Origin of the sequence: Streptomyces sp. CA-243310, assembly GCF_050936775.1 — a bacterium.
In the GTDB taxonomy this organism is placed as follows: Bacteria; Actinomycetota; Actinomycetes; order Streptomycetales; family Streptomycetaceae; genus Streptomyces.
The window spans coordinates 3633045-3656483 of sequence record NZ_JBNJMF010000001.1 but is presented as its reverse complement, the minus strand read 5'-3'; the positions used below and the strand labels follow the sequence as shown (position 1 = coordinate 3656483).

The 23439-nt window shown below is 70.0% G+C and carries 24 protein-coding genes; 14 read left to right on the top strand and 10 right to left on the bottom strand.

Annotated elements, in window-relative coordinates; all coding sequences use genetic code 11:
* Positions 1–77 precede the first annotated feature (77 nt).
* Complete coding sequence (locus ACQEVM_RS16195) at positions 78–671, bottom strand: hypothetical protein (protein ID WP_433079256.1); 594 nt, start codon at positions 669–671, stop codon at positions 78–80.
* Positions 672–1415: 744 nt separating this feature from the next.
* On the opposite strand from ACQEVM_RS16195, the gene ACQEVM_RS16190 reads away from it, so the two are divergent.
* Positions 1416–1652, top strand: coding sequence for a hypothetical protein (locus ACQEVM_RS16190; RefSeq protein WP_433079254.1), 237 nt, complete (start codon positions 1416–1418; stop codon positions 1650–1652).
* Positions 1653–1871: 219 nt separating this feature from the next.
* The gene (locus ACQEVM_RS16185) at positions 1872–2690 is read left to right on the top strand and encodes a hypothetical protein (RefSeq protein WP_433079252.1); all 819 of its coding nucleotides are present in this window, start codon (positions 1872–1874) and stop codon (positions 2688–2690) included.
* Positions 2691–2828: 138 nt separating this feature from the next.
* On the opposite strand, the gene ACQEVM_RS16180 is transcribed toward ACQEVM_RS16185, so the two are convergent.
* The gene (locus tag ACQEVM_RS16180; protein ID WP_433080043.1) at positions 2829–3239 is read right to left on the bottom strand and encodes a MarR family winged helix-turn-helix transcriptional regulator; all 411 of its coding nucleotides are present in this window, start codon (positions 3237–3239) and stop codon (positions 2829–2831) included.
* 321 nt (positions 3240–3560) lie between these two features.
* Between ACQEVM_RS16180 and ACQEVM_RS16175 the strand changes: the two genes are divergently transcribed.
* Both ACQEVM_RS16175 and ACQEVM_RS16170 read left to right on the top strand, forming a co-directional pair.
* Positions 3561–4601, top strand: coding sequence for a hypothetical protein (locus ACQEVM_RS16175; RefSeq protein ID WP_433080041.1), 1041 nt, complete (start codon positions 3561–3563; stop codon positions 4599–4601).
* Between the two features lie 137 nt (positions 4602–4738).
* Positions 4739–5797, top strand: a complete 1059-nt coding sequence (locus tag ACQEVM_RS16170; RefSeq protein ID WP_433079250.1) for a VWA domain-containing protein — start codon at positions 4739–4741, stop codon at positions 5795–5797.
* 83 nt (positions 5798–5880) lie between these two features.
* Here ACQEVM_RS16170 and ACQEVM_RS16165 read toward each other — a convergent pair whose 3' ends face one another.
* Positions 5881–6750 (bottom strand): SCO6745 family protein, encoded by an 870-nt coding sequence (locus ACQEVM_RS16165; protein ID WP_433079248.1) that lies wholly within the window; start codon positions 6748–6750, stop codon positions 5881–5883.
* 20 nt (positions 6751–6770) lie between these two features.
* Here ACQEVM_RS16165 and ACQEVM_RS16160 point away from each other — a divergent pair, with 20 nt between their 5' ends.
* On the top strand, positions 6771–7277 hold the full coding sequence (locus ACQEVM_RS16160; RefSeq protein WP_433079246.1) for a TetR/AcrR family transcriptional regulator: 507 nt from the start codon (positions 6771–6773) through the stop codon (positions 7275–7277).
* Between the two features lie 277 nt (positions 7278–7554).
* Positions 7555–8055, top strand: a complete 501-nt coding sequence (locus ACQEVM_RS16155; RefSeq protein WP_433079244.1) for a lamin tail domain-containing protein — start codon at positions 7555–7557, stop codon at positions 8053–8055.
* A 160-nt stretch (positions 8056–8215) separates the two neighbouring features.
* On the opposite strand, the gene ACQEVM_RS16150 is transcribed toward ACQEVM_RS16155, so the two are convergent.
* A complete protein-coding gene (locus ACQEVM_RS16150; protein WP_433079242.1) occupies positions 8216–8629 on the bottom strand; it encodes a DUF1398 family protein in 414 nt (137 codons plus the stop codon).
* Positions 8630–8739: 110 nt separating this feature from the next.
* On the opposite strand from ACQEVM_RS16150, the gene ACQEVM_RS16145 reads away from it, so the two are divergent.
* The gene (locus ACQEVM_RS16145) at positions 8740–9195 is read left to right on the top strand and encodes a MarR family winged helix-turn-helix transcriptional regulator (protein WP_433079240.1); all 456 of its coding nucleotides are present in this window, start codon (positions 8740–8742) and stop codon (positions 9193–9195) included.
* 685 nt (positions 9196–9880) lie between these two features.
* On the opposite strand, the gene ACQEVM_RS16140 is transcribed toward ACQEVM_RS16145, so the two are convergent.
* Entirely contained in the window at positions 9881–10831 is a 951-nt protein-coding gene (locus tag ACQEVM_RS16140; RefSeq protein ID WP_433079238.1) for a LysR family transcriptional regulator, read from the bottom strand.
* A 106-nt stretch (positions 10832–10937) separates the two neighbouring features.
* Here ACQEVM_RS16140 and ACQEVM_RS16135 point away from each other — a divergent pair, with 106 nt between their 5' ends.
* The 4 genes from ACQEVM_RS16135 to ACQEVM_RS16120 all read left to right on the top strand — a co-directional run bounded on the left by ACQEVM_RS16135 (position 10938) and on the right by ACQEVM_RS16120 (position 13682).
* On the top strand, positions 10938–11831 hold the full coding sequence (locus ACQEVM_RS16135) for an NAD(P)H-binding protein (protein ID WP_433079236.1): 894 nt from the start codon (positions 10938–10940) through the stop codon (positions 11829–11831).
* A gap of 74 nt (positions 11832–11905) precedes the next feature.
* A complete protein-coding gene (locus ACQEVM_RS16130) occupies positions 11906–12271 on the top strand; it encodes a darcynin family protein (protein WP_433079234.1) in 366 nt (121 codons plus the stop codon).
* Positions 12272–12496: 225 nt separating this feature from the next.
* Positions 12497–13000 carry an N-acetyltransferase gene (locus tag ACQEVM_RS16125; protein WP_433079232.1) on the top strand — a complete coding sequence of 168 codons (504 nt, stop codon included), beginning with the start codon at positions 12497–12499 and terminating at the stop codon, positions 12998–13000.
* Between the two features lie 226 nt (positions 13001–13226).
* Complete coding sequence (locus ACQEVM_RS16120; protein WP_433079230.1) at positions 13227–13682, top strand: DUF2809 domain-containing protein; 456 nt, start codon at positions 13227–13229, stop codon at positions 13680–13682.
* Between the two features lie 623 nt (positions 13683–14305).
* On the opposite strand, the gene ACQEVM_RS16115 is transcribed toward ACQEVM_RS16120, so the two are convergent.
* Positions 14306–14902, bottom strand: a complete 597-nt coding sequence (locus ACQEVM_RS16115) for a TetR/AcrR family transcriptional regulator (protein ID WP_433079228.1) — start codon at positions 14900–14902, stop codon at positions 14306–14308.
* Positions 14903–14995: 93 nt separating this feature from the next.
* Here ACQEVM_RS16115 and ACQEVM_RS16110 point away from each other — a divergent pair, with 93 nt between their 5' ends.
* On the top strand, positions 14996–15784 hold the full coding sequence (locus tag ACQEVM_RS16110) for an SDR family NAD(P)-dependent oxidoreductase (protein ID WP_433079226.1): 789 nt from the start codon (positions 14996–14998) through the stop codon (positions 15782–15784).
* A 671-nt stretch (positions 15785–16455) separates the two neighbouring features.
* Here the strand turns inward: ACQEVM_RS16110 and ACQEVM_RS16105 are convergent.
* A complete protein-coding gene (locus ACQEVM_RS16105) occupies positions 16456–16800 on the bottom strand; it encodes a hypothetical protein (RefSeq protein WP_433079224.1) in 345 nt (114 codons plus the stop codon).
* A gap of 155 nt (positions 16801–16955) precedes the next feature.
* The gene (locus ACQEVM_RS16100) at positions 16956–17636 is read right to left on the bottom strand and encodes a DUF6308 family protein (RefSeq protein ID WP_433079222.1); all 681 of its coding nucleotides are present in this window, start codon (positions 17634–17636) and stop codon (positions 16956–16958) included.
* A gap of 197 nt (positions 17637–17833) precedes the next feature.
* Between ACQEVM_RS16100 and ACQEVM_RS16095 the strand changes: the two genes are divergently transcribed.
* Complete coding sequence (locus ACQEVM_RS16095) at positions 17834–18052, top strand: hypothetical protein (RefSeq protein WP_433079220.1); 219 nt, start codon at positions 17834–17836, stop codon at positions 18050–18052.
* Entirely contained in the window at positions 18045–19268 is a 1224-nt protein-coding gene (locus ACQEVM_RS16090; protein ID WP_433079218.1) for a helix-turn-helix domain-containing protein, read from the top strand. The genes ACQEVM_RS16095 and ACQEVM_RS16090 overlap by 8 nt, the downstream gene beginning before the upstream one ends.
* Before the next feature lie 180 nt (positions 19269–19448).
* Here ACQEVM_RS16090 and ACQEVM_RS16085 read toward each other — a convergent pair whose 3' ends face one another.
* Positions 19449–21476 (bottom strand): HelD family protein, encoded by a 2028-nt coding sequence (locus tag ACQEVM_RS16085; RefSeq protein ID WP_433080039.1) that lies wholly within the window; start codon positions 21474–21476, stop codon positions 19449–19451.
* A 486-nt stretch (positions 21477–21962) separates the two neighbouring features.
* Positions 21963–23357 carry an FAD-binding oxidoreductase gene (locus ACQEVM_RS16080; protein ID WP_433079216.1) on the bottom strand — a complete coding sequence of 465 codons (1395 nt, stop codon included), beginning with the start codon at positions 23355–23357 and terminating at the stop codon, positions 21963–21965.
* Positions 23358–23439 lie beyond the last annotated feature (82 nt).

Genomic DNA, 23439 nt, shown 5'->3' with positions numbered 1-23439 from the left:
CTCCGTTCGCCGGGCCACGCGGATCGGAGCCGAGTACCGCCGACGTCGGATGGCCACGGCGGCTGCTCCGTGCGAGTTCAGGGCATCTGCTCCCCGGAGAGGAAACCGGCCGTCACCTCTGGTGGGTTGGCGGCGCGGGTCAGCTCGAACATCTCGTCCGGGGCGAACATGTCATAGAGGACCACGGGCACGGAGCGCCCCAGAGCGCCCACCAGATGCCCTCCCTCGTGGAGTTCCCTGGCCAGGTCGACGCAGAGCGCGCGGAAATCGGCGTCGAGCCGCTCCGCGCGCTCCTCCTCGTCGTCCTCGTGCTCAGGGATTCCGTCCTCCCACCACAGCCCTTCGGCCACGGCCTCCCGGTGGTGCAGTTCCGAGCCCCGGGGATCATGGACGCGGTCATGACCGAGGACGCGGACCCCCTCCAAGGCGGAGGGCGGGAAGTACGCGTAGCTCCAGCGCGCCTCCCATTCGCCGGGCGGATCCGCCCGGGTCGGCTGCCGGTCGACGTGGTCCTCCGTGACGTACCCGAACGCCAGATACGGGAGGCGCGGGTCCTGGTCGACGCTGTCGATGCGGAAGGTCAGCGCGTAGATCCCGGGCTTGAGGGCGTCGGGTATCTCACGCACCTCCTGCACGATCCGCTCCCGCATGTGCTGTCGGAAGGTGGTCAAGAGAGCTCTCCCGGGCTGTCGTTCCGGCACCGCACCGACAGCCCCACCGGCGTCGGAGGCGAAGGGCGGCGCCGTGAACCCACCGCTGCCCGATCGCGATGCCGATCGTAGCGAGCCGAGTTCGGGGACTCGTGGGCCTCCTCGAACCGGCGATCGGCCGGGACCCGGCCGACTCGATCCGTCCTGAAGGGCGTCGAGTGCTCCGGTCGCCTTCAGAACCGCCGAGCGGGCCTTCTCCGCCTGCCGTTCGGCCCGGTCCCTGCGACGGGTGACGGTGTCGAGGGTCTTCGTGAGGTGATCGTGCTCCTCGCCCTTGCGGGCGAGTTCCTCCCTCAAGGACGCGATCTGCGCCTCGAGGGCCGCGAGTCGGGACCGGTGGTCGGCCGACTCGTCCTGGGCCTGCGCGAGAGCGACCTCGGCCGTCTCCGCCTCACCCGCCGCACGCTCTGCCCGCGCCTTCGCCTTCGCCTTCTCCCCTTCCTCGGCTTTCACCTTGGCCTTGGCCTCTGCATCTGCCTTCGCGCGAGCCCGCCTTCGGGTCTCCTGGTCCGACCCGGCCCGAACTCCGGAAGACCGCCCCTTGGCGGCACTCGACGAAGACGGTGTCGACTCGGTCCGGGGTACCCGTCGTGGTGCCTGGCCGGGAGCGGATTCCAGTCCGGCGAAGCCGACGGCCACGTCGGGCGCTTTCACCAGGACGCCTCCCACCCAGGCCTCGGCGGCTTCCTGGTCGGTGAGGACGGCGTGAAGGATCTGCTCGACCTCATATGCTGGACCCCCTCCGAGAGCGACCACGGCACGCTCACCGGCCGCCCTCGCCTGCGCCGCGCGGGCGTCCCGGGCCGCCGCGAACTCCCGAGGCCGCAATCCGTACAACTCGCGCGTCAGCGCGTCGACATCCACGTCACCACTCTCCCCCGCCGGCTCCCCGCCTTCACGGACCGACGCTGCCGCAACCGCTCTCCCGACCTGATCTCGTGACGTTCGCGGTACGCCGGACACCCACGGAAGGCGTCTCATAGGCTGAGCCACGGCCCGTGCGACACAGGGGGGAACATGGTCACCGATCCGACCTGGGTACGCAGGGGTCAAACGGCCTGGTTACTGCTCGTCGCGGGCGCCGCGGTCGTATTGCCCTTGGCCGCGTTCGGACGGCATGCGACGCCACTGCCCGAACTGATGCCCGCCATCATGGGAGGCGTGCTCGCGAACGCCGCCGTTCCGGGCGTCATCGCCCTCAGCCAGTACATGCTGGTGCGCACCGGACGCATGGAGCTGTCCGTCGTCGGCGTCGCGAGCCTGAGCTCGGCCGTCATCGGTGTCAACAGCGCGCACGGAAACGCGGGAACGCTCGTCGGCCTCCTCGCCGCCGCTCTCCTCGCCCTCCCCTTCGCTCTGGTCAGCGCCTTCCTCGCGACCAAGGCGGACATCGGCTACGCCATGGTCGCCGCCGTCGCGGTGGCGCTGGGGGCGGATCAGTTGGTGACCGAGGTGGCTCCGGCGACGGTGAATGTGAACGCGGGTCTGGTGACCGTGCTGGGAGCCGGCACGTACGTGCCCGTCGCGTTCCTCGTCGCCGCCGCACTGTTCGCCGGCGTCGCCTGGTGGACGCCCCGCCAGCAGACGGCACTCGGCACCGGGACCGTCCGCTGGGTCCGGATCGCCTTCGTGCTCTACGTCCCCGCCTTCCTCCTGGCCGTACTGGCGGGGTTGCTGTACACCGCGCGCGTCCAGGCGGCCACACCACAGGGGCTGGGAGAGAAGTTCGTCCTGATCTGTGTGCTGGCGATCGTCGCGGGCGGGGCGAGCCTGAAGGCCCACCGCGCGTCCCTGGCCGATGTGGCGGTCGGAAGCCTTTTCGCCGGCTCCTTCACCACGTTCCTCTACGCCGAGGGCGTCAGCGCCTCCCGACTCAACGTGTACGTCGCGGTGGCATGCATCGCCTTCATCCTGCTCGACTGCCTGCGCCTGCGACGCGTACCGGCCGTGGCCGCGCCCGTCGTGGGCGCGACGGTCTGACCTGCCGGGGCGGCCCCGTTCACACCTTCGCCACCGGCGCCGTGCCGACGCACCCCGGGCGCACTCCTCGCTCCTGCCCGACCCGACGACGCCGACCGGCCTCGCGTGCGGCGCCCGGCCGTGCGTACGGCGCCGCTCTCACTCCACGTACCCTCCCCCGGCGCCGCCCGGGGCGATCTCGTTGTAGCGCAGCAGGTACGCGGCGAAGCGGTCCAGGTCCTCGCGCGGCCAGGCCACGAGCCGCTCGCGGAACATCTCGCGGCGGTTGCGTGTGACCTGGGCCAGGACCGCGGCTCCCTCGGAGGTGAGCTCCAGCACCTGTACCCGGTGGTCCTCGGCGTCGGCACGGCGCTCCACCAGCCCCGCTCGCTCCAGCGCCGCGACCTGGCGGCTGACCGTCGACTTGTCCAGCGCGTAGTGGGCGGCGAGGTCCGCGGCCCGGCAGCCCCGGCGCTCCTCCAGATGGCTGAGCAGCGTGAAGGACACCAGGGAAAGTTCCGGATGCATCCGCGCGGCCGCCGCCCGCGCCCGCCGGGCGAAGGACGTCATCTCCCGCTGAATCGTCTCGATGGCCGCGTCCCGGCGCTCGCCCTCCGCAAGGCTCCCGCCGGCCGGCTCCGTCGTACCGGTCTCGTTCGTCGTACCGGTTGTCTCCGCCGTCACAGTGACCTCCCTCGCCGTTTAGTTGTATAGTACAACCGGAACGAAAGTTGTATATACCAACTACCTGCCGACACTGACTGCACGCGCAGCCCGCGCCGACGACGGAGGTCCTTTCGCATGTCCGGTCGCACACCCGCTCACCACCACGCCCGAGGCCCCGCCGCCCCGGGCACCCTGCGCACCGCCGCCGACGGTGCCGCCGCCGGGCTGCGCGGCCCGGCGATCCGTCACGTACTCACCCACCTGCTGACCCCGTTGCTGATGTGCCTCGGCATGGGCCTGGCCTACATGGGTGCCTTCGTCCAGCCGGAGCCGCACCACATGCCGGTGGCGATCGTCGGCGAGGGCCCGCGGGCGATGACCCTGGCCCAGACGGTCAAGAACGAGGCCGGCGACGCGCTCGACGTCCGCACGATCGCCCACCGCTCCGACGCCGTGGCCGAACTCAAGGACCGCCACATCACGGGCGCCTACGTGCCGAGCGAGGCGACACCCGAGCTGATCGTGGCCACGGCCGCCTCCGACACGGGCGCCACCGTGGTCGAGAAGATCTTCACGCCGATCGCCGCGGGCCACGGCGCCCCGCTCAAGGTCACCGATGTCGTCGGCAACGTCGAGGACGACCCGACCGGACAGGGGTTGTTCTTCCTGCTCGTCGCGGTCAGCATCGGTTCGTACGCCTCGGTGGCCGTCCTGGGCGGCGCGGGAGCCGCGTTGCGCATGCGCGGCCGCGCCCTGCTGGTCGTGGGCGTCTCCGGTGTCGTCAGCGCCATCGGCACACTGCTGGCCGGACCCGCCTTCCACCTGGCGCACCACGGCCTGGCCGGGGTGTGGGGCCTGAGCTGGCTCTACTCCGCGGGCATCCTCTTCATCGGCGTAGGCCTGCACACCTTCCTGAAGCGGTGGACGACCCTCGCCATGATGGTCCTCTTCGTGATGCTCAACTTCACCAGCTCCGGGGGGCTGTTCCGACCCGAGTTGCAGAACGGATTCTTCGGGGCCCTGAACTCCTTCTGGAACGGCGCCGGGTACGTGGACGGCCTGCGCGGCATCCTCTACTTCGGCCAGGACGGCCTCGTGCGCGACATCCTGACCCTCGCCGCCTGGCTGCTCGTCGGCCTGGTCCTCACCCTCGTGGCCGCCGCGGCCGAACGCCGCCACGCGCAGAACGAGGCCGAGATCGCCCAAGCCGCCCCCGCGCGTGCGGAGGAGGAAGAGGAGGAGATGGAGGAGGCGGTCGGCGTCTGACGGCACCCCCGGGCGCGCGCCCCGCCGGGGCAACGGCGGTGGCGGCGACGGCGGTGCCGGCTCATCAGGATCCGCTGTCAGTGCCTCCCCCTAGTGTGCAGACATCACTCGGGGAGCCTCGGCGAAGGAGCAGAATCATGTCCGCCAACAAGATCCAGCACAAGGTGAATCACGTCGCGCTGGTAGTGGACTGCTCGGGCTCGATGCAGCAGCATCAGGACCAACTCATCCGTGTGGTGGACGAGTTCGTTGCGGGCTTGAAGGCCGAGTCGGACAAGCTCGACCATGAGACCCGAATCAGTCTCTACTCCTTCGACCACAAGGTGGAGAACCTGGTCTGGGACATGGACGTGAAGCACCTGCCGTCCATGCGGGGTCTGTACAGGGTCAAGAACGGCGCCACGGCCCTCATCGAAGCCTCCCTGAAGTCACTGGACGACCTGGGCCACATCTGGGAGGAGTACGGCGAGCACAGCTTCCTCCAGATCGTGGTGACGGACGGCGAGGAGAACGCCTCCGGCGGCGACCGACGGCACGACGGTGACATGGCCGTCCTCGGCCCCTGGCTCGACAGGATCGCGGTGAGGATGGACACGCTTCCGGGCCACTGGACGTCCGCGATCCTCGTCCCGAACTCCCTGGCCAAGCGGACCGCTCAGAACTACGGCTTCCCCGCCGGGAACACAGCGATCTGGGATGCGGACTCCCAGGAGGGCGTCGAGGAGGCGATCGGTACCGTGCGCGCTGCCGCCACCGGCTTCCTCCGTGGTCGCGAGAAGGGCGTGCGGGGTACGAAGAACCTGTTCGCGGTCGGCCAGGACATATCGGTCGACGACGTGAGGGCGAACCTCGAACCGGTACCGGCCGACAAGTACCGACTGCTGAAGGTCGACACGGAGGTCGAGATTCGTTCCTTCGTGGACTCGCATCCGGGCGTGACGTACGAACGCGGCTCCTGCTACTACCAGTTGGGTACTCGGGTACAGGTTCAACCCGACAAGGAGGTCGTCGTGGTCGAGAGGGACACCGACCGCGCGTACACGGGCGATGCGGCACGCAGCCTCCTGTTCGGCACGGGCATCCGGGGAACCGTCTCCGTGAAGGCGGGGCACAATCCCAAGCTGGAGGTGTACGTGCAGAGCCGGTCGGTGAACAGGAAGCTCAAGCCCAGGACACGCCTGCTCATCATGCTCTGAGGTGGGCGGGAAGGACGTGGGGCAGGTGGTTCAAGGACCCCTGCGCGAACCGCCCCGGGCAACCCGCCGAACGGGTGGGCGGCTCAGGCGTGGTCGTACTTCATTGCGATACCGAGGGTGCTCTGCATCGGCAGGAGTCCGGCGCCGACGATGTCGAGCACCGGCGGCACGAGGAGTTCGGCCAGCCGGGCCACCTCGTCGGCCGTGAGCGACGCCCAGGGCGCTGCGGCGAGCTCGTCGGTGAGCCTCTCGATCGAGCCGCGGAGCCGCAGGCCCTCTTCGGTGGCTCCGCCGTCCGCCTCCAACAGGCCACGGTCGAGAAGTCGTTCGCGGGCGGCGTCCCATTCCTCGTCGGTCCACTGCCTGCTGCCGAACACCTCCCCGGGTGCGGCACCGGCGGCGGCGTGTGAGACCAGGGCCTCAGTGGGGCCGATGCCATGCGCCTGGAGGGCGACGATGTGGCCGTCACCCCGGTGTTCGCGCAGGATGGTGGCTGCCTGCCAGAGCACCATGTGGGGATCCTCGGACCAGGGCAGCGCGGCGTTCGCGGCGGCCATGGGACGACCTGCGGCGCTCGCCGACTCGGCGGCGCGTCGGGCCAGTTCCGCGCTCTCGCGCAGGTCCGTCGAGTCGACCCGGTCGCCGAGGAGCTTGCGCAGTGCGCGGTCCACGGCGACTCCGCGGGCTTCCAGGACCCGCTCGGCCGTGGCCGTGGCCCAGGCCGTCGCGGTATGGCGCTCCACCATCCGCGGGCTGAAGCTGTAGAAGAGGGCGCGCACCAGCCGCGGGCCGAGCGGCGCGGCCCGGTAGGCGAAGTAGCCCGGCCAGCGCTCGTCGGTGGCGTAGCCCAGCGCCGCCACCTGCTCGAACGCCTCCGGCGCGTAGTAGAGCGTGGCATGTATCGGTTCGAGCAACTGCCACATCTGCCGGATCGTGCCGAGGCTGTGTGTCATGTCGATTCCTGTCGCTGTCAATGCCGCACCCAACATCTTGTCTCAGCCTTCGCGACCTCGCCCGTCGCGCCCAGGTCTCCCACGCCGCGCCCGCCCACCACTTCAAGGACAAGGCCGGGCTGCTGACCGCCATCGCCGCGGAGGGTTTCGATCTACTGGCCGACGACCTGACCTCGGTGCCGTCCGACTCCGCGCGCAAGCTGCGCGAAATGGGAGCGAAGTACGTCGAGTTCGCCGTCGGCCACCCCGCCCACTTCGAGGTGATGTTCCGTCCTCGACTGCTGCACGGCGACGACCCGGAACTGGCCGCCGCCAAGGCGCGCTCCTCCCGCGCACTGCGCGCCGGAATCGAGGAACTGCCCGCCGAGAAGCGCCCCGACGCGCAACGCGCCGGCCTGGCGGCCTGGTCACTCGCCCACGGCTTCGCCGCCCTCCAGCTCAGCGGCAGCCTCCCGACGCTGAACGACGACCCCTCCGAGACCTTCCGCACCCTCTTCGCGAACCACCCCGCCACGGAACTTGCCTGAGCCCGAGTGCCCTTGTTGGCGGTGAGGGCTGCGGACGGCGATTCGTACCGGTGTCGCGAGCGACCACGCACCCCGAATCCCGCGCGCCGCCGGGCGTTCGAGGCCGCCCCTCCCGCCCCGGACATCGATCGGATCAGCGACTGGTCAGAGAATCAGACTGGTTTGTCTTCATTTGGCAATCTTGGGGCGTTTTGCTAGAAAACGCTCCGTGCGCGGGTCAAAGTATGGGTTCCCGGCAGCAAGCCGGGAACCCGCACGTCCTTGAGGTGACATCTTCATGTCCGCTTCTCTCAACACCCGCCGTGTCGTCGCCACCCTCGTGGCCTCCGTCGCCGCTCTCGCCTCCGCCGCGCTGCCGGCTGCGGCCGACGGCCACGGCCGGGACCACGACTCGACCGGCAAGCACTCCACCATCGCCATCGGCAAGGTGCAGTACGACAGCCCCGGTCGCAACGACCGCAGCAACCGCAGCCTGAACGGCGAGTGGGTCGAGGTGAAGAACACCGGCCGGAGGGCCGTCGAACTGCGCGGCTACACCCTGACCGACAAGCAGGGCAACCGCTACCGCTTCCGCGGCCTGCTCCTCGACGGCCACTCCACCGTCAAGGTGCACACCGGCAAGGGCAGGAACACCCTGCGCGACGTCTACCAGGACCGGACCAACTACGTCTGGGACCAGCGCGACTCCGCCACCCTGCGCAACGAGCACGGCCGCATCCTGGACAGCAAGAACTGGGGCCCCGGCAAGGGTCGTGGCAGTCGCCAGGGCGGCCGCTAGTCACCACACGAAGTCATCGCACGAGGTCGCCACACGACCCGCGAGCCGCGCGGGTCGACGCGTCGGGCCCCCGCCCCTTGAAGGGACGGGGGCCCGACGCGTTCCCCGACCCCTCACCGATGATCCGTACCGCCGCTGCGGCTCGGACCGGGGCCTGGCGTCAGATCTCGACGGCCGGGTAGGCCTCGACGTAGCTGTCACCCTCGGCGCCGTGGTAGGCGCAGGTGCGCGCGTGCAGATCGACGTCGTACCAGATCACACCGGCGTTCCAGCATCCCTGGACGAACTCGGGAAAGGTGCTTTCTCCCGCCTGGTCGAGCCGGAGGGCCGTCAGGAGTGCCTCGCGGTCGAAGGGGGCGGCATCGACCATTCCCGCGATCAAGGGTTCGCCTTGCACGGCGACGGGGCCGAGGTCGGTGAGATAGAGCATCGCGTTCGACGGCACGGCCATGCGGCAGCGGCTGACGCCTGCCTGGCGGAGCGTCTCGGCGAGGTGGGGGAAACCGCCCACCTTGGGGCGGATGGCGGCGGCACGTTCCAAGGTCGCCTGCAGGTGGGTGGGGGCGCTGCCCATGGTCTTCTCCGGATGTCGTGGGGGTGATGTCCGAGTGGACCTCTCACGGGTAAGATGACAATAGATTTCCAAACAGACATCATGTTGTCAAATATGGGTGGTGGGGTCACATGTCCGACGAGATGGCGCTCCTGGTCGCTGACGTGTTCGAGGCGGCGGGTGTTCTGCGCAGGACGGGAGAAGGGATCGCCGCCACGCAGGGGCAGACACAAGCGCGCTGGCAGCTGTTGAGCGTGGTGTCCGAGAATCCGCTCACCGTGCCCCAGGCCGCCCGCCGCCTCGGCGTCGCCCGCCAAGGCGTACAGCGCGTCGCCAACGACCTCGTCCACGAGGACCTGGCGGCCTTCCACGCCAACCCCGACCACAAGGGTTCCCCCCTCCTGACACTGACCGGGAACGGGCACCGGACCCTGGAGGCGATCACTTCTCGCGCGACCCGAGCCAACGGAGTGATCGCCGAGGGCATCTCACCGGGCGAGCTCACCGCCGCGCGCGACCTGCTGCGCCGGCTGATCGAACAAGCCCGCCGACACCAAGAGCACGGGCCGGTGGACGAAACCCCGTGACGCGGGGCGGCTCTTCGGCACCACGGCGCCGCTGCCCCACCGGTCCGGCCTTGTTCCGAGGAGAGGAAAAGGTTCGCGAGTGACCGCCCGCTGCGGTGCCGGGGCTGGACGGCCGGCAGAGCCGCGTACGCTGGCCCCGAAACGGGGGCGTCATGGAATCACTCGGAGTCTTGTTCGCGGCAGCCGTCTGGGGTGGTCCGCTGGTCAGCCTGCTGGGCGCGGTGGTTGTCGTGCTGGTCGCCACACGTTGGCGCCGCCGAACGATCAGCGCCCTCGAGAGGGCCGAGGCTGAGGAAGCCCGACCTGTTCGGCCTCAGGAACCAGGGCCTGCCGGCACGCCGCGCTCCTGACCGTCGACTCCCGGACCGGTCCGGCGGGGGCCCCGAAGGCATCGGCCGCGCGGCCCCGGTTGCTGCCCGGCGCCTTCCTCGCCGGGTCCCTCCCGGTGATCGTGGCCGGCGTACTCACCGCTGTACGGGCGCTCCGCACGGCCGGCACGGGCAGGCTCGGGCCCTGCGGTCGACCGCCTTCCGGCGCACCTGAGGTGGCACCGGCTCTGGTGTCCGGTGGATCGGCCCCGAGGTCCCGGCCGACCAACGGGCCTTGCGGCGGGACCTGTCGGCCGACACCCCGCTCGCATTCGGCCGCCGTCCGCGGTCTCGGCCGTACCGGCACCTCGGTCGGATCACATGGTGGGGCTCCCGGGCGTGCGGAGGGTTCGACGGACGGCGCCGCGAAGCCAGTGGTGGGCCCTGTCGGCCGCATGGCGCGGGTGCCAGGCCATGCCGACGCTCACGTGCGGCATGGTCAGGGGGATGTCCAGGAGGTGCAGTCCGAGGGCCACCGCGTCGGCGGTGAGGGGTGAGGGGGCCGCGCCGGGGAGCGCGGCAGGTACCAGGCAGACGATGTCGCTGCGAGCCGCGAGGGTCATGGCGGCCAGGTGGCTGGGAAGGACGATGCCGACCCGCCTACGAAGGTTCTGCTCGGCCAGGGCGGCGTCGAGGGGGCCGGTGAATCGGCCGCGGCGACTGACCGCGACGTGTTGGGCGGCGGCGAGCCGGGCCGGGGTCACGGGGCCTTCGGTCAACGGATGACCGGGCCTGACGGCTGCCACCATGCGGAGGCTGACCAACTCCTCGACCCTCGTCTCGGGGTCCACGTGGTCGATGGACCCGACCTCCAGGTCGATCCGGCCGTCGCGCAGCGCGGGGCCGGCCTCCAACTCCTCGGCCCGGAGCCGGAACGAGACGCCCGGGGCCTCCTGTTCGGACAGGCGCAACAGCCCGGGGGCCAGTGCCGCACCGACCAGGTCGGCGGCCTGAAGGGTGAAGGTGGTGCGCAGGGTGGCGAGTTCGACGCCGGTATCGGGGCTGAGCAGGGCCCCGAGACGCTGCACCACGGCCGCGGCCTCCTCGCGCAGGGCCAGGGCGCGCGGGGTGGGGACCATGGCCTGCCCGGCTCGGACCAGCAGCGGATCCTGCAGGGTGCGGCGCAGACGGGCGAGTGTGCGGCTCATGGCGGCCGGCGAGGTGTGCAGGCGGGCGGCGGCCCGAGTGACGCTGTTCTCGGCCAGAAGGGCGTCCAAGGCGAGGGCGAGATTGGCGTCGAGGGTCAGCTCCGGGCTGTTCACCAGCATTATTCCATTTCAGTCAATGATTGCGTGCCGATGTTCCCATTGTGGCAGCACTGGGGTCCTCCGCAGGATGAGAGGCGTACAGACCAGCACGACCTGCGAGGTTTTCATGATCGTCATCACTGCTCCCACCGGGAACATCGGCCGTTCCCTGCTCTCCCGGCTCCTGGAATCCGCCCCCGCCGCAGGCGAGGAACTGCGCGTGATCGTGCGCGACCCCGCCCGGCTGCCGGACGCGGTTCACGGACGCGTCGAGGTGATCACCGGCTCGCACGGGGACGCCGAGGTCGTCGACCGAGCCTTCGAGGGTGCGGACGCCGTCTTCTGGCTCGTCCCCCCGGACGCCTCCCTGACCCCGCAGGACGCCTACAGCCGCTTCAGCGGGCCCGCCGTGAAGGCGCTCGCCGCCCACGGCGTCGGCCACGTCGTCGGCGTCTCCGCACTCGGCCGAGGCACCCCGCTCGCCGACCGGGCCGGCCTCGTCACCGCTTCCCTCGCCATGGACGACCTCATCGCCGACAGCGGCGTCGCCTACCGGTCCCTGGCCAACCCGTCCTTCTTCGAGAACCTCCTCGAGGAGTCCGACTCGATCCGCGACAAGGGTGTTTTCGTCGACGTCGTCGACGGTGACCGCAAGGCTCCCTTCGTCGCCTGCGCCGACATCGCGGCCGTCGCAGCCGGCCTGCTGCTGGACCGCTCGTGGACGGGCACCGACAGCGTCCCGGTCCTCGGCCCGCAGGACCTGTCCCCCAACGACGTGGCCCGCATCATGAGCGCACAGCTCGGCCGCCCCGTCCGCTACGAACGGCAGCCGCTCGACGAGCTGTACACCAACCTCGTCGGCTACGGCCTCAACGAGGCGTTCGTCCAGGGCATCGTCGACATGAAGCGGGCCAAGGACCAGGGCCTGGACGCCGGCGTCGTCCGCACCCCCGACACCTCCTCCCCCACCGACTTCGAGCAGTGGTGCGCCCAGACCCTGAAGCCCGCCGTCCTCTCCTGAGGCCCGCCACCCTTCGCCGGTACACAGCCGGCCGTCCCACGCACCATGCCCACACACGCTTTGGAGGCACCCCCATGCCCGCTGAGACAACCGAACCGCCGGTCACGGCGTTCATGCTCGTCAAGACCACGCCCGAGTGGCTCGCCCTGACCGTCCAGGAACGCGTCGACGCCTTCACCACCCGGGTCCTGCCCGTGATCCAGGCCAAGACCACCGGTGTGCGGTCACGCTTCTACGACACCGAGTTCTACTCCGCGCGCGTCACCGACGTCTGGATGTGGGAGGCCGAGGACCACCACGCCTACCAGCTCCTGATCGACGCACTGCGCGAAACCCCTTTCTGGGACCGCTACTTCGAGGTGGTCGACATCCTCGTCGGCACCGAGAACGGATACGCCCGCACCTACGGTCTCGAACCCGTCGCCACCGTCACCACCTGACACACCCCCCGTTCCCACGGGATCGCCCCGATGCCCTCCGGCCACCGACGGCCAGAGGGCATCGGGCCCTGAGATGCCGTTGCCAGACCGATCGCGGAGTCTGTCGATCGAACGGGAGTGTCGATCGGGTGATCGCGGGCACTGCCCGGCACGAGAGCGGGGCCTGGCGGTACACGGGGAAAAGCCAGGGGAGCGGACGGCCGCGCGCTGCTACGGTCGGGCGCTATGAGCTGGCTCCCTGATGACTTCGTCCATCCCGTCCTGATACCGCTGCCGGGCAGTGGTCACCACCTGCGGCCGATCCGGGAGGCGGACACCCCGCTCGACTATCCGGCTGTGATGGGTTCGCGCGAGCGGCTGTGGACCATCTTCGGCCCGGCCTGGGGCTGGCCCGCGGCCACCATGACCTACGAGGCCGACCAGGTCGACCTGTTGCGGCACGAGAAGGAGATCGCCGCACACCAGTCTTTCAACTACGCGCTGTTCGACGCGGCGGAGACAGCTCTGCTCGGCTGTGTCTACATCGACCCACCGGAGAAGGCCGGCGCGGACGGCGAGATCTCCTGGTGGGTGGTGGACGAGCTGGTGAACAGCAAGGTCGAGCAGGCCCTCGACGAGCTGGTGCCGCAGTGGATCGCCGCCGACTGGCCGTTCGAGCAGCCGCGCTTCCTCGGCCGCGAGATCTCGTGGTCGGACTGGCTCGCCCTGCCGAAACACCCCGACGCGTAAGCAGCTCTTGTCTTAATGATCTGGGAACTTGCTGCTCGAACGGCAGTCTCGATCGGGTCGTCGTCAGGTGCTCGGCGCGCGCGAGGAAGGCCTCGCGGAAACACGCCACTCACACCCGGAAGGACAACAGCTTCCGAGGAACCTGAGGAGCCAGAGGAGCCGACAGACGGACCGACGGCCCGACCCGCTCGACGATCCCGCCACAGCCGTCCGGCACCATGTTCTCGTGAACCTCCTCCCCGGCAACCGTGCCCGCGACGCCGCCGACCCCGTGCGGACCCGCCTGGTGGCGACCGGGGCCGCGGTTCTCATCGTCGGCGCCGGGCTGGGGCTCAGGATCGTGACCGCGGGGAGCGTGGCCAAGTACGGCGGAGACGCGCTGTACACCGCACTGCTCCTCGCCCTGTTCGTCGTGGTCGCGCCGAGGACAACGCCCCTGCGGGCCGCAACAGTTGCGTTGACCGCCAGTTGGGCGGTCGAGTTCCTCCAGCTCAGCACGATCCCTGCGGAACTCTCCGGGCGCAGCACCATCGCCCGCCTCGTTCTCGGTTCCACCTTCAATGCACCGGACTTGTTCTGGTACGTGGTCGGCGCGGCGGCCGGCTGCCTCGTCCACGCCGCCCTGACGTCCGTTCCACGCCGTCGGCGCGGGGAAGCGGTGGAGCGGTCGCGGCACGCCTGACGCGCGTCGATCGACTGCCACGGAGGACGGACGTCGCGTCCGGGCCCTGCTCGACACGGCGCCCCGCCCGCACCGTTCGCCCGGGGCAAAGACGTGACGACGCCGGCCTGTCGACGGCCCCGATCTCCTGGGCCCCGAGCCACTCGCAACCTCGAAACGGACCGATTCACGACCCTGCGGCAGGCGAGCACCGGTGGTGAGGGTGCCGATGAGCTTCTGCGCGGCACACATGCCCGGCTGTTGCCCCTCGCCTCTCTGACGCGGGACCTCCTCGACAACATGCGCTACACACGCACGGTCACCGACGGACTCGTCTTCGCCTACGGCCTCGACGGACCCACCAGTGCGGATCCTCACCGATGCGGACGTCGAGCGGGCCGGACCGGAGGAGTCGGGGCGGGCCGCGTACGCCCACCTGCTCGGTGCAGCCGTCCCTGCCCGCCCACCTCCTCAACCGGCAGCGGATCGAGGACATGCCCTGACGGCCGCGCTCGCCCCTGCGACCTCCTGGTCCCTCTGACGCGGGCGCGTCGAGCGGCCGTCCCGGTCGAACCGTCCGTCGGCTCCCACTCCAGCGCACGCCGGAGCGGGAGCCGACGGGCACCGGGGGCGCGGGGCCCGTGTCAGCCGCCGGGTCGCAGGCCGGCCAGCAGGATCTCCAGGGCCAGTTCCGTGGCCTCGGCGAGCGGGGTCTCGTCGAGGAGCGAGGCGACCGCGAGCGTCGCGAGGCCGTGCACGGTGGAGAAGGCAACCTGCGCGAGCTGAACGGGCTCGCCCGCGCGTACCGCTCCCGCCTCCTGCCCCTGCGCCATGAGCCGCGCGACGATGAGCAGGCTCTCGTGCCCCAGCTCCCGCAGCTCGTCACTGGAATCGTCGGCGTGCTTGACGGCGAACATCAGCTCCAGCAGCGCCGTGTGCTCCACCGCGAAGTCCACGTACGTCCGCCCCAGCTCGGCCAGTCGTACCCCGACCCGGCCGCCCCCTTCCCCGGCCGCCGCGCGCAGTCGGGCGTTGAGGGTGGTGAAGCCGCTGACGGCGAGCGCGTCCAACAATGCCTGCCGGTCGCGGAAGTGACGCGCGGGTGCCGCGTGGCTCACACCGAGTTCGCGGGCCAGGCCGCGCAGGGTCAGGGCTTCCGCCCCCGACGTGGTGAGGATGGTCTCCGCCCGCTCCAGCAGGGCGGCCCTGAGATTCCCGTGGTGGTACGGGCCGTCGGCCAAGGCGGTCTCCTCTACCTCGATGTTGTCATTGACTACAATGATGTCGGTGCCTACATTGAGTATGACGCGACCCATGGAAGTGGAGCAGCCGACATGACGATGATGTACCGGGGCACAGTGGCCCTGATCACCGGGGCGAGTGCGGGGCTCGGTGTCGAGTTCGCCCGCCAGTGGGCCGAGCGCGGCGCCGACGTGGTGCTGGTCGCCCGGCGCCTCGATCGACTCACGGAGCTGGCGGGCGACCTGGAGAAGCGGTACGGGATCAGCGCCACCCCGATCGCCGCGGACCTGTCCTTGCCCGGCGCCGGCGCCGCCCTCCGCGCCGAGCTGGACGAACGGGGCATCCGGGTCCAGACGCTCGTCAACAACGCGGGATTCGGCAGCCACGGCCCCTTCCTGGAGCAGGACCCGACACAGGTCGACCGGATGATCCAGCTCAACATCGCGGCGGTGGCCGGGTTGACCCGCGCCTTCCTGCCCGACCTGGTCGCCGACGGTCGGGGCGCGCTGGTCACCGTCGCGAGCACCGCCGCCTACCAGCCCACGCCGGCGATGGCGGTCTACGGCGCGAGCAAGGCCTTCGTGCTCAGCTTCACCGAGGCCATAGCGTACGAAACCCGTGGCAGCGCCCTGCGCGTCCTCGCCGTCTCCCCGGGACCTACCGGCACCGAGTTCTTCGACGTCGTCGGAAGTCGGGACGCGGTCGTGGGCAAGGTCGCCACCTCGGAGCAGGTCGTCTCCACCGCCCGCCGGGCCCTCGAACGCGGCACGACCCCGCCCAGCGTGGTCGCCGGCTTCGGCAACCGCCTCTCCGCGCTGGCCTCCGGACTGGCTCCCCGCCGGTTGGCCCTCACCGTCGCCGGTCGGGCCCTGAAGGCCTGACCGCGGCCTCCCGGCCTCCCGGTCCACGGGGCGGAGGGGCGGAGGGGCTTCCCGTCGGGTCGGCCGGAGGGCGGGGCAACGTCCGGCTCGCCGGGACCGGTCGGTGTTGTTCGACCTCTCGGAGAAGCCGAAGTCCACCCCGACACCCGAGGACGGACGAGTGCCGTCCGCGCACGCGCACACGATGCGACACGAGAGCGCCGCGGTGAGTGCATCGGCGCGCTCGGCGAGGACGGCAAGGCGGTCGGCATCTGCTTCGCCGCGCAGAACCAACCCAAGGCCGTGCTGAACAAGCCACGGCCGGGGCGGTTCGTCGGCAAGCACTTCGAGGCGCCGGCCTCGACTTCGATCCGATCGAGTCTCGCCGGCGGAGTTTCCGCAGGTCACTGACCTTGTGGCCGAGCGAGTGCGACGAGAACCGGGCGAAACAGGAGCGCCAAGGTCGAGGGGGCTCAACCACCGGGACACCCTCACCCAGGTGCGGGCCTTCCCCCTCGACATCGCCCGGTGGGCACTGGAAGATCCCGGACGCCGGGGCGACGCAAGGCATCCATCGACGCCAGTACGAGTTGCGGGCGAGCAACCCGGCGTCCCGGAGGATCCGAGCGGGTCACACCGTCACCGTGGTGTCGATCAGTCTCCGGCCGGCACCGTGAACAACGCGGCCCAACTCAGCCGGCCTCCAGGGCATCCGCCCGTCTCGTCAGGTCCGCCGCGATGCCATCCCAGTCCGGTCCGTGCAGCCACAGGTTCTCGGCAGCCTCGCGCATCAGCGCCGGCTCCTCAGGTCGCTGCAGGAGCGCCAACCTGTAGGAAAGGTTGCGCACCCAGACCGGCAGATGACCATCCACCACGTGCGGGCAGAGCTCACGGAGCATGGTGAGGATCGAATCCGCGTCGGCGAACGTCAGTTCCTCGACGAAGTAGTGCTCGCGGTGGTCGCGGTCGCACTCAGGCGTCGGTCCGAACTCGTCTCCATAGAGACACCGGGCGTGCTCCGTCAAGGTGCTGTGCATGTCCTGGAGCCTATGACGCCTTGACTCGCCGGAACGAACGGCGGAGTGCAGCTGTGGGGGCGCTCAGTGAACTCGGGCAAAGCCACGACTCTCGAAGCCACCCTCGCCTGCGCCGAGAGAAGCCTGCCCAGCTTGCCCGGCTCGACCGGCGAAGGTCAGTCTGGAACGCCCCCGCAGCTCTTCCTCGTGTGGTCTGCCACATGGCTCATCCATAGAACCACGTCACAGATCCGCAGTGCCGAAACCGTCGCCGGCACACCAGCGGCATCCCGCAGCGAGAGCAACTCCTCATGCAGAGCATTGCCATCGGCAGCCAGCGCCTCGTGCAGCGACAACCAGAAGGACCTCGGATGCCCGACCACACAGCGCACCACGTGGTCGTAGACCGGCAGAAGGCGCGGACGCTTGCGAGCCAGGAGCTTGTTGGTCGTGACCCACCCCAGTCCCTTCTGACCTTTCAGGAGGTGCCAGGCCCGGTCGGCTGGAGAACCGGGCCCCAGCAGAGCAGGTTCCGCGTTCGCCATGTCCGTATCGGCAGGTATCTGACGAAGAAGGGCGGAGAGCTCCGTGGCGAGGCCGCCCTCCAACAAGGCGAGCGCGACCAAAGGAGGCACCTGAACGGACAGCATCTGAACGGCAATCAGGTCCGCCGCAGTGACGACGTCGGCGATGTCCGCTCGGTCACCGCCCCCGTCCAGGTGCTCGAAACGAGAACCGGTGAAGGTCGGTGTGACGCCCTCGAACTTGTCGGCGCCGAAGTAGCACCCCAGTCTGGTCGTCGCGTCCGCCACGGACAGCAGCGCTCGCAGCCGATCAGTCAGGGCAACAGATGCCATGTCAACTCTCCATGTGCGGACTGGTGGTGGAGTGACATGCGAGCGTAGCGGGCGGCCCGAGAACCCACGACCTCGGTCCCACACGCCGAGCGATCCACCGCCGCAGTCAGCAGTACCGCCATAGTGCCTACACCGCACACTAAGTGACGCTATGTTGCACACGCGCAGGCAACATCAGCGACGAAGGGTCCACTGCCATGCCCCGCCTCAACCTCGCCCAACTGACCGCCACCGCTGCCCAGAACATCCAGACCGCCGACGAAGTCCGTCGTGACCCGGCCGTCGTCAAGGCAGCCAAGCAGTTCGTGGAAGACAGCACCCAGGCAGTGCGCTCCGGTGTTGCGCTGACACGTGAGGCTCGGTCCTCCTGGCGTCGCCACAGCCCATCGACCGAAAGGACCGGAACCGATGAGTGAGTTCAGCGCAGAGGCGATGGGCCTCGTGATCCGCGAGCACCGCCAGGCCCGGAAACCCTCCATGACCCAGGAGGAGTTGGCTGAGCAGGCCGACTACGGGAAGGGTGGCGCGGTCTCGATCTCCCGGATCGAGCGCGGGCTCGTGAGCCCCGGGGAGCACCGTCTGGCCGGTATCGCCCTCGCGCTCCATCTCACACCCGCGCAACTCAGGCTGGAGGCGGAGGACCGAACCAGGTCTCTCGCTCGTCAGCGGGGCCTGCGGCCGGTGAAGCTCCGCGACCAGGTCGCGGAGACGAAGAGACGCCACGCCGAGATCAACGAGAAGGCGGCACAGCGGTCGAAGATCACCCAAGAACACGGGGAAGCCTTCAACCGTGTCCATGATGTCGTCCGCGACGAGTTCTTCATGAGGTTCGTGGAGCTTGCCAAGAGCATCAGCGGAGCGCCCGAGCCGGAAGGGCCGGGTGAGGAGGAGACCGAGAGCACGGGCGGGACCCCTACGGCGATACGTATCGAGGCCATGTCCGCCGGAATCGCCAACGCGATCCGCGGAGCCGCCGCCGGAGGTGCGGCCGGGGCGGCTGTCGGCGGCGCCGCGGCCTACGGCGCCTTCACCGCCGCCGCGTTGTTCGGAACCGCCTCCACCGGGACAGCCATTTCGGCGCTGGCCGGGGTCGCCGCGACCAACGCGACTCTGGCCCTGCTGGGAGGAGGCACGTTGGCCGCGGGCGGTGCGGGCATGGCGGGTGGAGTTCTCCTGCTCACCGGCATGGTCGCCGCCCCGGCGGCAGCGCTGGCGGCCGCCGGCTTCTACATCTTGAGGCAGCGCCGGAACAAGAAGGAGGAGGAACGCCTCCGAACCCAGGTCGAGGTCGCGGAGGCGGCCATGGACCAGTCGCAGAAGGGCTTCGACACGATGGTCGACGTACTGTCGCGCGCCACGGTCCTCATGGAGTACGTCGAAGTCCACGGCACCCACGCCCTGGAGAAGTGGCGGACGAGTCTGCCGCCGGAGCCCCGGAACTGGGAATCGCTCGGGCACGAGGGACGGGAACAGTACAAGGAGTTCCTGTCCGTGTCGGGCTGCTTCCTCGCCGCGAGCATCATCAACGTCCCTGCTCTGCTCACGGCAGGGCCCGACGATGTGCGCGAGATGGGCAAGGCCATGGACGAGACGCTGCGGTACGCGGACAGGACCGTCAGGTCGATCGTCTGAGTCCCGAAATCATGCCCATGTGGAACGAGTTCGGAGAAGCGGTGCCCTTCCACCCTGCCCTGGACCTGCGAGTACCACGCGCACGAACTCGGGCGAGGCGAGGGGCAGCCCCGTGCGGGCGGGGCGGTGGCCGTACCGCGCCGGGTGCGCCCGCGGCGACGACGCGCGGGCGCCGAGGCGTCAGGCGGGCTGGACGGTGACTGTGCAGAGGCGCTTGGTGGCCCGGGTCAGGGCCACGTACAAGTCCCTTTCCCCACCGGGGCGGGCCGCGATGATCTCCTCGGGGTTCATGACGAGGACCCCGTCGAATTCCAGGCCTCGTGCTTCGGACGCCGGCACGATGCGTGCGTGGTGAGCGATGCCCTGGGCCATCAGCTCGCCCACCCTGGCGTCCGCGCAGATCACTCCCAGGAGCTCGCCCGGGTGCGCGGCGCTCTGGGCGCGGAGTTCCCGGGCTACGGCGGTGACCGACCCTTCCGGAGGTGCGGTCACGGTGCGGGGCCTCTCACCGCTTCGCAGTGACCGTGTGGGCTTCTGGTCCGGAGCGATCCGCGTGAGCAGGTCCCGGACGCTCTCCAGGATCTCCTGCGTGGTGCGGTAGCTGACGGTCAGGTGGTGCAGTGTGAACCGCGGTCCGACGTGGGGGCTCAGCGCTTCCTTCCAGTCGCGTGCCGTCGCGACCGGGCCCGCCTGGGCGAAGTCTCCCACCAGCGTCATCGCCCTTGCCGGGCAGCGACGGACGATCATCCGCCACTGCATGGCGGTCAGTTCCTGCGCCTCGTCGACGACGACGTGCCCGTACGTCCGCTTCGGTGGGCCGTCGACCAGGCTCGCCGCCTCGTCCAGCAGCGGCACATCGGCATCGGTCCACGGGTCGTCGGAACCGCGCAGCAGAAGGGACCGCTCCTGCGCGCTCAGTCGGGGCAGGTGCTCGGCGAGAGCGCCGGCGTCCGTCAGGAGCGCCTTGACGAGGTCACCGGGTACCAGCCGAGGCCACACCACCTCGACCGCTCGGTCGACGCCGGCGTCGTCGAGGAGATCGGCCCGGAGGGCGTCCAGGTCCAGCTCGTGGACCGGACCCGAGTCGGGTGCGCCTTCGACACGGCGCCGGGCGGCTCCCGTGAACCGGTCGAGGTCGATGCCCGTCATCCTCTCGGCATCGGCGTCGATCTGCTCCAGCAGGTCGCCCATGTCCCGTTGCATCGCGTCGGTGACGACGTCGACCAACAGCTCCTTGAACACCCGGCGCGCGGGGTTGTGCCCCGGTGCGGCGGCCACGGCGGCGTCGCGTGCCGCGGCGACTTCCTCGCCGGACAGGTGAACCAGTTCCTGTCCGACCCGCACGGTGAAGTCACCGGCGGGGGCTTGGTGGACGCGCAACACACCGGCCAGGGCGTCCGCGAGGTCGCAGTCGCCCTTGAGACGCGCCGTATCGAACGGGTCCACCGCGTCCGTGGACACTCCGGCCAGTTCCCGGCAGGTCGCCAGAACGACGTCGTTCTCTCCGAGCAAGGGAAGGACCTGGGAGATGTAGTCGAGGAACCGGGCGTTCGGTCCCACCACCAGGACACCCTCCTGCGCGGCGCGCGGGAACGCGTACAGGACATAGGCCGCCCGGTGCAGGGCGACCACCGTCTTGCCGGTGCCGGGCCCGCCCTGCACCACGGTCACCCCGCGGTGGGCGGAGCGGACGATCTCGTCCTGCTCGGCCTGTAGCGTGGCGACGGCCGCATGCATCCTGCCCGTGCGCCGCGCCGACAGAGCCTCGGTCAACGGGCCGTCCCCCACGACGTCCTCGCCCGTCGGGGCGCTCCCGTCCAGCAATTCGTCGCTCACCGAGATGACCGTGCGCTCCTCTAGGCGCAGGTGCCGGCGCCGCCGCAGGCCCATCGGGTGGACCGGTGTCGCCTCGTAGAAGGGCCGCGCCGCGTTCGCGCGCCAGTCCACGAGCAGAGGCAGGTCATCCTCGTCCGTGTGCAGGCCGATGCGCCCGATGCGCAGGGCCGTGCCATCCGTCCAGTCGATGCGCCCGAAGACCAGCCCCTTTTCTGCGCCCTCCAGCCGGCCGATTTCCTTGGCCAGACGCTCGGCGGCGATTTCTTTCTCGTATGCCTCGCGGGCACTTTCCGCCGGGGCCTTCAGGATTCTCGCTCGGTGTACTCGCGCCTCGGAAAGCCGCTCGGTGAGCAACCCGTACAGGGAGGACACATAATCCCGCTCCGATTCAACCGAACGCACAGCGGGATCATTCGCTTTCGACAACAGTGGGCTCCTTTGATCGAGCCACACCATAGGGTCAAAATCCCCCGAAGGTAAGCCTTGACTTAGTTGGTAGGCCGTGGCCTTGCGGCTGCATCCATGACGGCCGACCGTCTGGCGCATCCCGCATCCCGCATCCCGCATTCCTTCGTTTCGCATATCGCCCCTTGTGCTCCCGATGCCCGCCCCCTACGGCCGACCCGGCCTGGGTACCGGCGATCCCCTTGCCGCGCCTGGAAGGGGGGAGATACCGATTCGGCCTCCGCGTCTTTGATGCCGCGAAAGGGGCGAGCGAATGCGAGGGCGGCGAGCATTTCGACTCCCACGTGTCCCACCGCTCAGCGGGTAAGGCCGCCGTTCTGGCGGGGTCCGGCTTCTCCCCGGGGATGCGGCATCTTCAGCCCGCACGGGATGCGGCATCTTCAGCCCGCACCGTCAAGGCGCTCCGCCCGCGCCGGTGGGAGCGATGTTCTGGTTGGCGTGGAAGAAGTTGTCCGGGTCGTATGTCCTCTTGATCTGCGCCAGTTTGTCGTAGTGGTCGCGGTACGTGGCGCGTACCCGGTCCTGGTCCTCCCCCGCGCCGATGAAGTTCACGTACGTGCCGCCCATCGAGTGCGGGCGCAGTTCCTCCCAGTAATCCACGGCCCACTGCCTGATCAGCTCCGCGTTCGCGGGGTCCGGGTCGATGCCGCCGATCACGCCCGACCAGACCGCGTCACGGTAGGCCCATGCCGTCTCGTCCTTGCCGACCCGTGCGGCGGCCCCGTCGATCGGGTAGAGGTGCATGGTCGACAGGCCCGTCGGGAGGTTCTCGGCGTACTTGAGGTGGACGTCCAGCGCCCCGTCGGTGATCTGGTCGAAGAAGTGCCCGCGCCAGTACCACTGCAAGCCCTTGGGGATCAGTTCGTCGAACATGGTCTGCAGGGCCGGGTACGGCATCGGGGTCGTGAAGTGGAAGGCGGGCGGACCCGGCTCGCTCACGCGGGCCAGGACATCGCCGAGGTCCTCGGGGTCGCCGGTCCAGCACCAGACGACGGCGCACATCTTGTGCCCGTGGATCTCCTCGGGGAACGGCGGGCCCGGGGGCACCGCCAGCGCGGCGAAGAAGCCGTTCAGCTCCACGGGCGCCGACGGCAGGAACTCCCGGTACCAGCGCAGCACTTCGCGCGTGGCGTCGACGGGCCAGAGCGTGATGGACACGCCCACCGTGTCGACCGGATGCAGTCGGAAGGTGAAGGAGGTCACCACGCCGAAGTTCCCTCCGCCGCCCCTCAGCGCCCAGAAGAGGTCCGGGTGCTCCGAGGCACTCGCCGTGACGAAGGTGCCGTCGGCGAGCACCACGTCGGCGGCCAGCAGGTTGTCGATGGTCAGGCCGAACCTGCGGGTCAGGTGGCCGTGACCACCGCCCAGCGTCAGCCCGCCGACTCCCGTCGTCGACATGATTCCGGCGGGCGTGGCCAGGCCGAAGCCGTGGGCCGCGTGGTCGAGATCGCCGAGCTGGGTGCCCCCGCCCACGATGGCGGTCCTCGCGTTCGGGTCCACCCGGACCCAGCGCATCGGCGACAGGTCGAGCGTGACCCCGCCGTCGAGCAGGCACAGGCCGGGGCCGCTGTGGCCGCCGCCGCGTACGGCGATGTCGAGGCCACTCTCGCGGACCAGGCCGATCGCGGCCTTCACGTCCGCCGCGTCCGCGCACCGCACGAAGGCGGCCGGCCGTCGGTCGATCATCGCGTTGTAGAGCTTGCGGGTTTCGTTGTACTCCGGGTCTTGCGGGCCGATGACCGGGCCGCGCAGCGCGGTCCGCATCGCCTCCAGCTTCGTGCCGTTCATGGCGATCTCCTGACAGCGGGCACTTCCAGCGTCTCGCCGCACGGCGGGCGCCGCAATCGGGCACGTCCGGGCCCCGCCCCTG